The organism is Allobosea sp. GW822-FHT03F07 (assembly GCF_058801345.1).
In genome coordinates this window covers 1,203,130-1,215,102 of record NZ_JBXAND010000001.1, presented here as the reverse complement: position 1 = coordinate 1,215,102, position 11,973 = coordinate 1,203,130, and the positions used below count along the sequence as shown (strand labels likewise).

Here is an 11,973-nt window from a genome sequence, read left to right as displayed (position 1 = left end):
CTCCTTCCCGCCATTTCGTCGATCACGCGTGCCTCAGGCCGCGCGCAGTTCCTTGCGCACCAGGGCGGCCCCTGCCGCGAGAGCCGCGAGCTTGCCGTAGGCGACCTCGGAGGTCATCGGCGCCAGCCCGCAATTGGTGCAGGGATAGAGCTTTTCCGGCGCGACGAAGGCTAGCGCAGCGCGGATCGTGGCGGCGACCTCCTCCGGGGTCTCGATCGCATTGCTGGCGACGTCGATCGCGCCCGCCAGTACGTCCTTGCCGTCGAGCAGCCTGATCAGGTCGAGCGGCACCTTGGAATTGCGGCATTCCAGCGAGACCTGGTCGATCGAGCTCTTGGCGATCGCCGGGAAGGTCTGCTCGTAATGGCGCCACTCCTCGCCGAGCGTCGCCTTCCAGTCGATATTGGCCTTGATGCCATAGCCGTAGCAGATGTGGACGGCGGTCTTGACGGTGAGCCCCTGCGCCGCCCGCTCGAGGCAGGCGATGCCCCAATCCGGCACCTCCTTCATATAGACGTTGAAGGCCGGCTCATCGAACTGGATGACGTCGACGCCGAGCGCCTGCAGCTCAAGCGCTTCCTCGTTCAGCACGGCCGCAAACGCCATGGCGAGGTCCTCGCGGCGCCCGTAATGCTCGTCGGCGATCGTATCGACGATCGTCATCGGCCCGGGCAGCGTGAACTTGAGCTTATGGGTGGTGTGGGCGCGCGCGGCCTGCGCCTCCATGGCGTGGACCGGTCCCTTGCGGCGGATCGCCCCCGTCACGGTCGGCACCTCCGCCTCGTAGCGGTTGTTGCGGATGCCCATGATCGTCTTCTTGTCGAAATCGATCCCGGCGAGGTTGGCCAAGAAGCCATGGACGAAATGCATCCGCGCCTGCTCGCCATCGCCGACGATGTCGATCCCGGCATCCTCCTGCAGCTTGACGGAGAGGATCGTCGCATCGCGCCGGCCTTCCTGCAGGGCGACGCCCTCCAGCTTCCACGGCGCCCAGAGCCGCTCCTGTTCAGCGAGCCAGCTCGGCTTCGGCAGGCTGCCGGCGATGGTGGTCAGGAGCATGGCGTGTCCTCTGGAATCTCTTGATTGCATCGACTTCTGACGTGCCGCAGGCTGGCGTCAACCCCGGCCGGAGGAGGAGACGCCGATGCCGCCGACGAACGCGATGATCTGCATCTCGCTGCGCTATGCCGATGCGGTCAAAATGTATAACTGGCTGATCGAGGCCTTCGGCTTCGAGAAGCACGCCGCCTATTATTCGGAGGACGGCCGGACGCTCCTGCATGGCGAGCTGCGCATGGGCACAAGCTTCGTCATGCTGGGCTCGTCCGAAGGCAATGAATTCGGCAAGCTCGTCTCCCGCCCGGCCGAGCTCGGCGGCACCACCGCCTCGCCCTATATCGCGACCGACGACATCGACGCCCGCTGCGAACGCGCTCGGGCATCCGGCGCCGAAATCTGCATGGAGCCGACTGACCAGCCCTATGGCAGCCGCGACTTCATCGCCAGGGACCCGGAAGGGCATGTCTGGTGCTTCGGGACGTATCGGCCGGGGCAGATTGTTGCCTGAGAGGTCTCGACGCCTCCTGGCAGTCTCACCGTCATTCCGGACAAGCGGCGCAAGCCGCGCAGATCCGGAATCCATCGGAGGGCGGCTCGCTTTACGATGGATTCCGGGCCTCCGCTGCGTTGCGCCCGGAATGACGGCGCGTTGCCAAGAAATCCGCCTACGCCGTTACCAGCTTCCGCCGCGCCCGCATCATCAGCCAACAGACAACAGCGAGATTGACCAGGTTCCAGGCCAGCCCGTTGAGGAAGGCGGCGCGGTAGGAGGCGAAGGCGTCAAAGATCGCGCCTGAGACATAGCCGCCAAAGGCCATGCCGAGGATCGTCGCCGACATCACGTTGCCGATACGCATGCCCGCCTCGCGCGCCGGCAGGTATTCGCGGATGATCACCGCATACATCGGCACGATGCCGCCCTGGAACAGGCCGAAGATGCCGGTGACGATGAACAGCGAGGTCAGCCCGTCGAACCAGAGATAGAGGAAGAGCGCCAGCCCCTGCATCAGCGAGCCCAGCGCCAGCGTCGCCGCGCCGCCGATGCGGTCGGCGACGAAGCCCGAGCCGATGCGGCTGATGATGCCGAGCGCCAGCATCAGCGAGAGCATCTCGGCGCCGCGCGCCACGCCATAGCCGAGATCGCCGCAATAGGCGACGATATGGACCTGCGGCATCGCCATCGCGACGCAGCAGCAGAAGCCGGCGATCGCCAACAACCATTGCAGTTGATTGGCCGAGAGGCCGAGATCGCCGCGCGCGCCAGCGCTCGCCGCCTCATCGGCAGCGATGCTCGCAGCCGAGGGCCGGCGGCGGAAGAAGCCGGCGAAGGGCAGCATGATCGCGAGCACGGCGATGCCGATGCCGACATGCGTCGCCCGCCAGCCATGATGGGCGAGCCCCCAGGTGATGACCTGAGGCCAGATCACGCCCGCCAGATAGCTGCCCGAAGCGCCGAACACGACGGCGAGCCCGCGATGCCGGCGGAACCAGTGCGAGAGATCGGCGATCAGCGGTGAAAAGCCCGCGCCTCCGCCGATGCCGATGACCAGATGGATCAGCGCGAACTGCCAGAGCGTCTGCGCCACGCCGGCGAGCATGTAGCCAAAGCCGAGCAGCAGCGCGCCGAGAACAATCGGCACGATGATGCCGTAGCGATCGGCGATCCGGCCCATGGCGATGTTGCCGAAGCCGAAGCCGAGCATGACGCAGGTATAGGGCAGAGCCGCGACGGCCCGCAGCGTCCCGAACTCGGCCTGCACCGAGGGCAGCACGACGACGACCGACCAGGTTCCGACGCAGGCCGCGGTCCCGACGACCAGCGCAATCGCGAGCCGCAGCCAGGCATAGGATGAATCGGGCGCGTAGCGCTGATCCTCAGGCGTCATGTTTCCTCAGGCGCCGGTTCGGGGATCGGCGTTCTCTGCGCGAGGATTAGGCAGTGCGCCTCGCCCCGGCAAGCGCATCCGCAGCGGGGCGGGGCAGCGTCGATGTGAGAGGGCCATGCGCCAAAAGCCCCGCCCGGGTGGCGTCGCGGGTTCTCTGCAATGGGCGTATCCTGCATGAGAATGCGCGGAAAGGGGACGCGAGGCCTGAAGGCGCGGTCCTTGCCGCGTGCCGATGTCGAGTGTCGAAGTGTCGATGTCGCAGCGGCACTGACGGGCCGTCTTCCGACCCCGCGCGCGGTTCTCTTCCGGTTCCGCCGGCGTGCAGCGCTTGCCTGGGGCGAACGAGGCCGGCGCTCCCTCCATGACGGCAACCCGCAACGGCCGCCTCATGAAACGCCGCACTTTGGCCTTGGAACGGGACCAAGCTTTTCCTTGCTGGGGGCAGAACCGGAGGCTCCGACAATGGCAAGCTCAACCTATAAAGGTGCGCGTGACCACATCGCGGCGGCAGAGCAGCTTGAAAAAGCAGCCCAGTGTCATCGTGAGGCTGCTCGGATGTTTGAGAGCGGCGATGCCAAAAGGGGTGCTGAGCAAGCTCAAATGGCCCAGAGCTGCGAGGCAAAGGCGCAACAGCATGGAAGCGCCGCAGCTCAGGCCGACAAGGAACTTAGCCGTCAGCAGGGTTGATTGAGAAGCCTACCGATGCCCCCTCAAAAGGGGGCATCGACGGTCTCGAGGCCGGCCTGCAGCCGCACGAACGGCAGCCGCAGCGAGCCTCCGGAGCCGCCGTCCATTGCGCATCGCTCAGCCAAAACTGTCCGCCATGATCCAAGCCCCCCACGAAACGTGAACCAAACCAGACGCCTCGCGTCAATTGATTGCAGATCCTAGCGGAAGATGCTCTCGCCCTGCTGGTCGACCAGCTGCTGGCCCTTGACCAGGGTGAAGTCGGTCGCCTCGGCTACGCCGGGGAAGCGGTCGGCCCGGACGAAGCGGTGGCTCTTCAGTTCGCCATCGATCGTCTTCTCCACGACACCGCAAAGCTGCCACTGGCCGCCCTCCTGATAGGGCGTCGCATGGATGGTGAAGCCATTGTGCTCGATGCTCTTCTGGGGGCCGGCCGGCTTGTCCTCCGCCGCCTTGCGGCCGCCGAACAGGGTCTTCAGGAACGACATGGAACCTCCGAAGTCACGATGCCTTCTTATAGGCCAGGATCGCCGCCAAGGGGAGCCGGCTTCCGGCTTGCCTCCTACCCGGCGCCCGGCTTGAAAGAAGTCCGCCAAATCCCCAGATTCAATCTGTCCAGGGCGACCGCACGGCCCCTCGACGCCATGTTCGCCTCTCGCGGCCGCCCTCGACAGGGAGGTCGTCATGAGACTCATCAAGCTTCTTTCGATGGCATGGCTGGCACTGATCGCGGTCGGGTGGTCCTGCGCCGTGCAGAGTCAGGCGCCGCGTGGCCCGCCCTGCACCAATCGCACGCAAGTGATCGCGCAACTGAACATGGTCTTTGGCGAGAGGCTGATCGGCAGCGGCCTCGCCGATGGCGGTTTCGTCCTCGAACTCTTCGCCAGCCCGAGGGGCTCCTGGACCGTCTTCGCGACCACGCCGCAAGGCCTGAGCTGCTTCGTCGCTTCGGGCCAGGCCTGGGAGCCGATGCCGGCGCCCGACATCTTCGCGGGGCGTTGAATCCGGACGATGGCGCGGCTCAACCGGCCAGATGCAGCACGACCTCGCGCCGATGCGGCCTCGCCCGGTGCTCGAAGAGGTAGATGCCCTGCCAGGTGCCGAGCACGAGGCGCCTCTCCATCACCGGCACCGATAGCGACACCGGCGTCAGTGCCGCCTTGATATGGGCCGGCATATCGTCGGGTCCCTCGTCGCGGTGGACGAGATAGGCCATCGCCGGATCATCCGCGTCCGGCACGAGCCTGCGGAAAAAGGCGTCGAGATCGCGGCGCACATCCGGATCGGCATTCTCTTGGATCAGCAGCGAGCAGGAGGTGTGGCGCACGAACAGCGTCAGCAGCCCGGCCGCGATGCCGGCCCTCGCGACGAAGCCTTGGACCTCCCGCGTGAACTCGTAGAGCCCGGGACCCTTCGTCTCGATCGACAGGACGGCCTGGTTGATCACGCCGCCCGCGCTCTACCGCTCGGTCGCCGCGAGCTTCGCCCCCAGCGCGACGAAAGCCGCCGCGAAACCCCGGCGCAGCCAGGCCATCACCAGCGGACGGCTCACCACCTTGTCGCGCATCGCCGCCGCGAACAGTCCGTAAAGAGCGAAGACGATCAAGGTCATCGCCATGAAGACGGCTGAAAGCTCCAGCATCCGGGCCAGCGGCGACTCCTCTCCCGCCGCGATGAACTGCGGCAGGAAGGCGACGAAGAAGATCGAGAGCTTCGGGTTGAGCACATTGATCGCGACGCCGTCGCGCAGCACGCGCCAGGCCGAACGCCGATCCGCCTTGGCCTCGACCTTCAGCGCGCCATGCTCCTGCAGCGTCTGCCAGGCCATGAACAGCAGATAGGCCACACCGGCATATTTCACGATCGCGAAGGCGAGCGCGCTCGCATGCAGCAGCGCCGCGAGCCCCAGCATGGCGGCGAGCAGATGCGGCACGATCCCGAGCGTGCAGGCCAAGGCCGCAAGCACGCTCGCCCGCGAGCCGCGCGTGAGGCCGGCTGCGATAGTGTAGAGCGCGCCGGTGCCGGGCGAGGCCACAACGATGAGCGAGGTCAGCAGGAATTCCGGGGACATGGTCGGCCTCCGCGCGGTCAGGCCCCCAGAAGGGCTCAAGCCAACGGCGAGATCAAGGCCCGGCCACATCAAACCCGGTGGTGGATGCGATCAAACACTTAGGTATTGACCTAACTAATTTTTTCCTGTTTGTTGGTCCCATGCTCGCAACCCAGCCCGCCCTCGACGAGACCTTCCGCGCTTTGGCCGATCCGACGCGCCGCGCCGTGGTGCAGGCACTCGGTCGCGGGCCGGCCTCGGTCAGCGAGTTGGCCAGGCCCTTCGAGATGGCCCTGCCGAGCTTCCTGCAGCACCTCAAGGTTCTGGAGGATTCGGGGCTCGTCACCACGGCCAAGACCGGCCGGGTGCGCACCTGCACCTTGCGGACGGAACCGCTCGCCGCCGCCGAGCATTGGCTGGAGGCGCAGCGCTCGCTCTGGACCAGGCGCCTCGACCAGCTCGACGCCTTCGTTCTCCAACTCAAGAACCAGGAAGACGCCTCATGACCGACCTGCCGGCCTTCAACTTCGACCCAGCACTCGACCTCGAACTCGACCGCGTCGTCGATGTCTCGCCACGCCTGCTCTGGCGCGCCTGGACCGAGCCCAAATTGCTGATGCAGTGGTTCTGCCCGCTGCCATGGAAGACAACGGAGTGCGAGATCGACCTCAGGCCCGGCGGAAAGTTCCGTACGGTGATGGAAGGTCCCAATGGCGAGCGCCACGACAACATGGGCTGCTTCCTCGCCGTGGTGCCGGAAAGGCTTTTGGTCACCACGGATGCGCTCGGCGCCGGCTGGCGCCCGACCGGCTCGGCCTTCATGACCGCGGCCGTCGAGTTCCAGCCGCAGGGCACAGGAACGCGCTACATCGCGCGCGCCTTCCACAAGGATGACGCCACCCGAAAGCAGCACGAGGAGATGGGCTTCCACCAGGGCTGGAGCACGGCGCTGGACCAGTTGGTGGCGTTGGCGAAGGGGCTCTGAGGCAGCCCCCCTAACAAAAACATTGCCACCGCATCGTCATCCCGGACGCAGCGAAGCGGAGATCCGGGATCCATGCCTGAACCGTTCCGGAATGGATCCCGGATCGGCACGGCTGCGCCGCTTGTCCGGGATGACGGGGCATTTCGGTGCCAAGCTGAAACCTGGAGGTGGTGCCGGCGAACGTGAACTCTCGCTGGCACCGAAACATCATTCGGCATCCACTCCGGCGCGACGCTCTTGCCATTGATGATAAGTCCAATGGCCGTCGGTCGTCTTCCACTCGATGCGTCCATTGGCGTTGCGGTCAAGAACGACCGCTGCTGCAGCGGACGGGCTTGAGAAACCATAGTCGCGAGTAAATACGAACTTCCTGCCATCGGGGACGCTTGCAAGGACGCCTTGGAGGATCAACTCGTCCTTCAAGCCTTGATAACCGCGACCCACATTCTGCGTATCTTTTCGGGCTTCCGAGCCCTTACGTACAATAAACTCGTCATCGACTTCGATCGCCGACGCCTTTACACCGCTCCTATGGCTGATCTCGAAAACAACCGTCGGGCTTGGGACATCTGAAGCACCGATATCGGCAACGCTGCTGCTGATTTGAGGCCGCGGCTTCAGCAAATCTAGCCCTAACGTGGGCAAAATGACCCGAAGGTTGGCAAGAAATGCCTCCATGTTGGCGCGATCTGCCTCAGGAAGACGTCGCCGTTCCGCATCCGGTGCCTGACCATTGTCCAGTTGGACGCGGCCTGCCGCCTTGGCCATCTCGATCAGCCTCGCTTCGAGATAGCGAACATGTCCCTTGGTCAGCGCCTCGTCAGAAGTCGTAACAACAACCGCGTGCTCCCAGAAGGCGCGCGCTCCGGCGCTCTGTGCGATGCGTTCTCTGACGCTATCGGCCTCGCCGATATAGCTCCGCATCTTCAACGGGTTTTCCGGATCCGGGCCGTAGAGGATGTAGATGCCGGTGCGATCGACCTCCGGGCGCGCTAGCAAACGCCCGAAAGTCGATTGGTTCGATAACAGGATTGAGCCCGTCCACCCATGGATTGAAGCAATCATCAATCCATTCGGTGAACCGTCGACCAAAAAGAGCTGTATACTGCGCCCGAAAACCTCTGGCGTATCGAGCACAGTGTCCCCCTCAGTTATCCAGGAAGCTCCTGAGCTTCCGCGACCGGCTCGGATGCTTCAGCTTCCTCAGCGCCTTCGCCTCGATCTGGCGGATGCGCTCGCGGGTGACGCTGAACTGCTGGCCGACCTCTTCGAGGGTGTGGTCGGTGTTCATGCCGATGCCGAAGCGCATGCGCAGCACGCGCTCCTCACGCGGGGTGAGCGAGGCCAGCACCCTGGTGGTGGTCTCACGCAGATTCGACTGAATAGCCGCGTCGATCGGCAGGATCGCGTTCTTGTCCTCGATGAAGTCGCCGAGATGGCTGTCTTCCTCGTCGCCGATCGGCGTTTCCAGCGAGATCGGCTCCTTGGCGATCTTCAGGACCTTGCGCACCTTCTCCAGCGGCATGGCGAGCTTCTCGGCCAGTTCCTCCGGGGTCGGCTCGCGGCCGATCTCGTGCAGCATCTGGCGCGAGGTCCGCACGATCTTGTTGATCGTCTCGATCATGTGGACCGGAATGCGGATCGTGCGGGCCTGGTCGGCGATCGAGCGGGTGATAGCCTGCCGGATCCACCAGGTCGCGTAGGTCGAGAACTTATAACCCCGGCGATACTCGAACTTGTCGACCGCCTTCATCAGGCCGATGTTCCCTTCCTGGATCAGGTCGAGGAACTGCAGGCCGCGGTTCGTGTACTTCTTGGCGATCGAGATCACGAGGCGTAAGTTGGCCTCGATCATCTCCTTCTTCGCCTGCCGCGCCTCGCGCTCGCCCTTCTGGACCATCAGCACGATCTTGCGGAACTCCTGGATTTCCAGGCCGGTTTCGGTCGCCAGCGTATGGATCTCGTCACGCAGGCCCTTGATCCGCTCCAACTCCGCCGCGACGAAGTCCTTCCAGCCGCGCGAGCCGAGCTTGGAGACGCGCAGGACCCATTTCGGATCGAGCTCGCCGCCGACATGCTGCTTGAGGAAGTCCTCGCGGCCGACGCCATAGCTCTCGGCGAGGCGCAGCAGGCGCGTCTCGTGCCCGATCAGGCGCTTGTTGATGTCGTAGAGCTGCTCGACCAGCGCCTCGATGCGATTGTTGTTCAGCGAGAGCGACTTCACCGCGGTGATGATGTCGTCCTTGAGCTTCTTGTATTTGCGGTCCTGCGACGGCGAGAGCTTGGTGTTCTCCAGCCGGTTGGCGATGTCCTGGTCCTGCAGGCGGCGCAGCTTGGTGTAGTTCGAGGCGATCGAGTCGAAGGTTTCGAGAACGCGCGGCTTGAGTTCGGCCTCCATGGCCGAGAGCGACACGTTGTTCTCGATGTCGTCGTCGTCGAGATCGGGCGGCAGCTCGCCTTCGGGCGTCTCGCCCTCGGCAGCGCCTTCCGCCGGCTCTCCGCCTTCGCCGCCCTCACCCGGCAATTGCGTCGGGTTCTTGCCGTCCGGGCCGGCATAGGTCGCTTCGAGATCGATGATGTCGCGCAGCAGGACCTTGGCTTCGTTGAGCTCGTCGCGCCAGATGATGATCGCCTGGAAGGTCAGCGGGCTCTCGCAGAGACCCGCTATCATCGCCTCGCGGCCGGCCTCGATGCGCTTGGCGATCGCGATTTCGCCCTCGCGCGAGAGCAGTTCGACCGAGCCCATCTCCCGCAGATACATGCGCACGGGATCGTCGGTGCGCTCGGTCGGCTCGAGATTGCGCTTGACCTCGACGGGCAGGGCCGAGCGCGAGGCATCGACGAGATCGCCGCCCTCGGCCTCTTCCTCGTCGGCGCCATTGGTGCCGGTGCGCGCCGCCGCGCGCTCCTCGCCGGAGGCTTCCGGGTCCTCGTTGTCGACGACGTTGATGCCCTGCTCGCTGAGCTGGCCGAGCACGTCCTCGATCTGCTCGGAGGTGAATTCCTCCGACGGCAGGACCTCGTTCAGTTCGTCATAGGTGACGTAGCCGCGCTTCTTCGCGAGCTTGATCATGCGCCTTACGGCCTGATCGGTCAGATCGAGCAACGGTCCATCGGAGGTCGGGGGGGCTTCCGGCGCGACCTGATCGGTCTTGTCCCGTTCGCTCACTTTCGTCGCCATCAATCAGCGCTCCGCACTCTCGCGCTGCCACGGCTCGAAAGAAGCCATACGCAGACGCATAAAAGGGCGGCGCGGCCGCAGGCCCGGCGCGCTCACCCCACCCAATTCACGTTCGGCAGATGGCACCGCTCATCGTTGATGAACCGTAAACCATCCTCAAACCGGCGCGCATGCCAAGACGCGGAGCACCGGGCACTCTGCCTTCAATCACCGGACATTGCCTCTGTCCCCTCGATCGTCTCGAGGCGAGCCTTGACGTCCTTGATCCAGGCGAAATTGGCTTCGGTCGCTTCGTCAGCCAATGCGCGCTCGGCTGCCTTCAACTCGCTATGTAGCGTCCGCGCGCGATGATGCAAGACAATAGCCTGCCGAATTGAGTCGAAAACCGATTCAGGATCAGCCGCTTGCGCGAGTTTCAGGCGCTCGGCCGGCCCGGTGACCGCCATCAGATGCCCCTGCGCCTCGCGAACGCGCGGCTGTTCCAGCCGGCTTGCCAGCGCTTCCTGGTCGAGAACGCCCTCATCCGCCGCATCGAGTAGCGCCTGCCGGAAGCGCTCGGCCGCAGCGCCGTCGAGCGAGAGCTCAGCGATCTCGTCGGCACAGCGCAGGATCAGGCCGGGGTGGCTGGCGAGCGCCAGCAGAATGAAGGCCTCGCGCACATCCTCGCCGCGCCCCCGCGCCAGAATCCGGCTGCGGGCGAGTTGGCTCGACGCCTTCAACGGCCCCACCGCCCAGGGCGGGATGTTCTGCCGGAAGCCGCCGCGGCCACCGCCACTGCCCTGCCCATGTCCGCGTGCGAAAGCGCTGTCGCGGCCACGCTCGGCACGGGCCGGGGCGGCGCTGGTGAAGAGCTGGGCCAGCCGCTGGTCGATCTCATGGCGATAATGCCTGCGGGTCGTCTCGTCGCGGATCTGGCCGAGCGGCTCCTTCAGCCGGCGCTCGAAGGCGGCGCGGCGCTCCGGCGTATCGAGCGGACCGGCCTCGACCTCGCGCGTCCACAGCATGTCGACCAGCGGACGCGCCGCGCCCAGCACCTCCGCGATTGCGGCCTTGCCACCGGACCGCGCCAGATCGTCGGGGTCCTGCCCGTCCGGCAGCAGCGCGAAGGAGAGCGACTTGCCGGGCTCCAGCAGCGGGAGGGCGATGTCGATCGCGCGGCTCGCCGCCTTGCGACCGGCCTTGTCGCCGTCGAGGCAGATCACCGGCTCGTCGGCCATGCGCCAGAGCAGCGTCAACTGGTCCTCGGTCAGCGCCGTGCCGAGCGGCGCCACCGTCTGCGGAAAGCCCGCCAGCGACATGGCGATGACGTCGACATAGCCCTCGACGACGATCGCCTGCCCGGTGTCGTGCGCGGCCTTGCGGGCATTATGGTGGTTGAACAGCAGCGAGCCCTTATGGAAGAGCGGCGTCTCCGGCGAGTTCAGGTATTTGGCCGAGACCTCGGCGCTCATCGCCCGCCCGCCGAACGCGATCGGCCGCCCGCGCGAATCATGGATCGGGAACATGATGCGGTCGCGGAAGCGGTCGTAAGGCACGGCGATCTCCTCGCCATGCACCAGCAGCCCCGCCTCCATCATCAGTTCGGCCCCGACGCCCTTGCCCGCGAGATGGTCGCGCAACGCAAAGCGGTCGGCCGGGCCATAGCCCAGCCGGAAGCGCGTCCGCGCCTCGCCGTCGAGCCCGCGCGAGGCGAGATAGCGCCGCGCCGAGCCGCCGCGCTCGCCCATCAGCTCAGCCTCGAAGAAGCGGGCCGCCAGCTCCACCACCTCGTGCAGCCCCTTGCGCCGCTCCTCCTGGACCTGCGCCTCATGCGTGATCCTCGGCAGCGTGACGCCGGCCTCGGAAGCGAGCTTCTCGACGGCCTCGGGGAAGGACAGCCCCTCCGTCTCCATCACGAATTTGAAGATGTCGCCGTTCTTGCCCGATGAGAAATCGAAGAACGAGCCCTTCTGGTCGTTGACGAAGAAGGAAGGCGTCTTCTCGGCGTTGAAGGGCGAAAGCCCCTTCCATTCGCGCCCGGCCTTGGCGAGGCGCACGCGCTTGCCCACGACCGCCGAGACCGGCAACCGCGCCTTGATCTCCTCAAGGATGGAGGGTGGGAACTTCATTGTCTTCTATGTGGGCG

Annotated in this window: 13 protein-coding genes; 5 read left to right on the top strand and 8 right to left on the bottom strand. The window is 65.5% G+C overall.

What is annotated here, in order from left to right; translation table 11 throughout:
- Positions 1 to 33: 33 nt before the first annotated feature.
- Positions 34 to 1,059 (bottom strand): methionine synthase, encoded by a 1,026-nt coding sequence (locus AC1RMY_RS05875; RefSeq protein ID WP_492863016.1) that lies wholly within the window; start codon positions 1,057 to 1,059, stop codon positions 34 to 36.
- 85 nt (positions 1,060 to 1,144) lie between these two features.
- Here AC1RMY_RS05875 and AC1RMY_RS05870 point away from each other — a divergent pair, with 85 nt between their 5' ends.
- The gene (locus AC1RMY_RS05870) at positions 1,145 to 1,567 is read left to right on the top strand and encodes a VOC family protein (protein WP_492863015.1); all 423 of its coding nucleotides are present in this window, start codon (positions 1,145 to 1,147) and stop codon (positions 1,565 to 1,567) included.
- A 157-nt stretch (positions 1,568 to 1,724) separates the two neighbouring features.
- Here AC1RMY_RS05870 and AC1RMY_RS05865 read toward each other — a convergent pair whose 3' ends face one another.
- The gene (locus AC1RMY_RS05865) at positions 1,725 to 2,945 is read right to left on the bottom strand and encodes an MFS transporter (RefSeq protein ID WP_492863014.1); all 1,221 of its coding nucleotides are present in this window, start codon (positions 2,943 to 2,945) and stop codon (positions 1,725 to 1,727) included.
- Positions 2,946 to 3,407: 462 nt separating this feature from the next.
- Here AC1RMY_RS05865 and AC1RMY_RS05860 point away from each other — a divergent pair, with 462 nt between their 5' ends.
- Positions 3,408 to 3,632: a hypothetical protein gene (locus AC1RMY_RS05860; protein WP_492863013.1), complete on the top strand. Its 225-nt coding sequence runs from the start codon at positions 3,408 to 3,410 to the stop codon at positions 3,630 to 3,632.
- A gap of 200 nt (positions 3,633 to 3,832) precedes the next feature.
- Here AC1RMY_RS05860 and AC1RMY_RS05855 read toward each other — a convergent pair whose 3' ends face one another.
- Positions 3,833 to 4,120, bottom strand: a complete 288-nt coding sequence (locus AC1RMY_RS05855; RefSeq protein ID WP_492863012.1) for an HlyU family transcriptional regulator — start codon at positions 4,118 to 4,120, stop codon at positions 3,833 to 3,835.
- A 196-nt stretch (positions 4,121 to 4,316) separates the two neighbouring features.
- Between AC1RMY_RS05855 and AC1RMY_RS05850 the strand changes: the two genes are divergently transcribed.
- Positions 4,317 to 4,634 carry a hypothetical protein gene (locus AC1RMY_RS05850; RefSeq protein ID WP_492863011.1) on the top strand — a complete coding sequence of 106 codons (318 nt, stop codon included), beginning with the start codon at positions 4,317 to 4,319 and terminating at the stop codon, positions 4,632 to 4,634.
- A gap of 19 nt (positions 4,635 to 4,653) precedes the next feature.
- Here AC1RMY_RS05850 and AC1RMY_RS05845 read toward each other — a convergent pair whose 3' ends face one another.
- Together AC1RMY_RS05845 and AC1RMY_RS05840 are read right to left on the bottom strand one after the other, a co-directional pair.
- Entirely contained in the window at positions 4,654 to 5,076 is a 423-nt protein-coding gene (locus AC1RMY_RS05845) for a secondary thiamine-phosphate synthase enzyme YjbQ (protein WP_492863566.1), read from the bottom strand.
- A gap of 15 nt (positions 5,077 to 5,091) precedes the next feature.
- Positions 5,092 to 5,703: a LysE family translocator gene (locus AC1RMY_RS05840; RefSeq protein WP_492863010.1), complete on the bottom strand. Its 612-nt coding sequence runs from the start codon at positions 5,701 to 5,703 to the stop codon at positions 5,092 to 5,094.
- A gap of 140 nt (positions 5,704 to 5,843) precedes the next feature.
- On the opposite strand from AC1RMY_RS05840, the gene AC1RMY_RS05835 reads away from it, so the two are divergent.
- The gene (locus AC1RMY_RS05835; RefSeq protein ID WP_492863009.1) at positions 5,844 to 6,188 is read left to right on the top strand and encodes an ArsR/SmtB family transcription factor; all 345 of its coding nucleotides are present in this window, start codon (positions 5,844 to 5,846) and stop codon (positions 6,186 to 6,188) included.
- Positions 6,185 to 6,667, top strand: a complete 483-nt coding sequence (locus AC1RMY_RS05830; RefSeq protein ID WP_492863008.1) for an SRPBCC family protein — start codon at positions 6,185 to 6,187, stop codon at positions 6,665 to 6,667. Before AC1RMY_RS05835 ends, AC1RMY_RS05830 begins: the two co-directional genes overlap by 4 nt.
- 207 nt (positions 6,668 to 6,874) lie before the next feature.
- On the opposite strand, the gene AC1RMY_RS05825 is transcribed toward AC1RMY_RS05830, so the two are convergent.
- The 3 genes from AC1RMY_RS05825 to dnaG form a co-directional block, all read right to left on the bottom strand.
- A complete protein-coding gene (locus AC1RMY_RS05825) occupies positions 6,875 to 7,804 on the bottom strand; it encodes a GIY-YIG nuclease family protein (protein ID WP_492863007.1) in 930 nt (309 codons plus the stop codon).
- Between the two features lie 10 nt (positions 7,805 to 7,814).
- A complete protein-coding gene (gene rpoD, locus AC1RMY_RS05820; RefSeq protein ID WP_492863006.1) occupies positions 7,815 to 9,848 on the bottom strand; it encodes an RNA polymerase sigma factor RpoD in 2,034 nt (677 codons plus the stop codon).
- 203 nt (positions 9,849 to 10,051) lie between these two features.
- Positions 10,052 to 11,956, bottom strand: a complete 1,905-nt coding sequence (gene dnaG / locus AC1RMY_RS05815; protein WP_492863005.1) for a DNA primase — start codon at positions 11,954 to 11,956, stop codon at positions 10,052 to 10,054.
- Positions 11,957 to 11,973: the final 17 nt, after the last annotated feature.

Bases quoted from the DNA above. Each gene is read 5' to 3' on its own strand.
- AC1RMY_RS05875 (WP_492863016.1), bottom strand. From the start codon at position 1,059: ATGCTCCTGACCACCATCGCCGGCAGCCTGCCGAAGCCGAGCTGGCTC.
- AC1RMY_RS05870 (WP_492863015.1), top strand. From the start codon at position 1,145: ATGCCGCCGACGAACGCGATGATCTGCATCTCGCTGCGCTATGCCGAT.
- AC1RMY_RS05865 (WP_492863014.1), bottom strand. From the start codon at position 2,945: ATGACGCCTGAGGATCAGCGCTACGCGCCCGATTCATCCTATGCCTGG.
- AC1RMY_RS05860 (WP_492863013.1), top strand. From the start codon at position 3,408: ATGGCAAGCTCAACCTATAAAGGTGCGCGTGACCACATCGCGGCGGCA.
- AC1RMY_RS05855 (WP_492863012.1), bottom strand. From the start codon at position 4,120: ATGTCGTTCCTGAAGACCCTGTTCGGCGGCCGCAAGGCGGCGGAGGAC.
- AC1RMY_RS05850 (WP_492863011.1), top strand. From the start codon at position 4,317: ATGAGACTCATCAAGCTTCTTTCGATGGCATGGCTGGCACTGATCGCG.
- AC1RMY_RS05840 (WP_492863010.1), bottom strand. From the start codon at position 5,703: ATGTCCCCGGAATTCCTGCTGACCTCGCTCATCGTTGTGGCCTCGCCC.
- AC1RMY_RS05835 (WP_492863009.1), top strand. From the start codon at position 5,844: ATGCTCGCAACCCAGCCCGCCCTCGACGAGACCTTCCGCGCTTTGGCC.
- AC1RMY_RS05830 (WP_492863008.1), top strand. From the start codon at position 6,185: ATGACCGACCTGCCGGCCTTCAACTTCGACCCAGCACTCGACCTCGAA.
- rpoD (WP_492863006.1), bottom strand. From the start codon at position 9,848: ATGGCGACGAAAGTGAGCGAACGGGACAAGACCGATCAGGTCGCGCCG.
- dnaG (WP_492863005.1), bottom strand. From the start codon at position 11,956: ATGAAGTTCCCACCCTCCATCCTTGAGGAGATCAAGGCGCGGTTGCCG.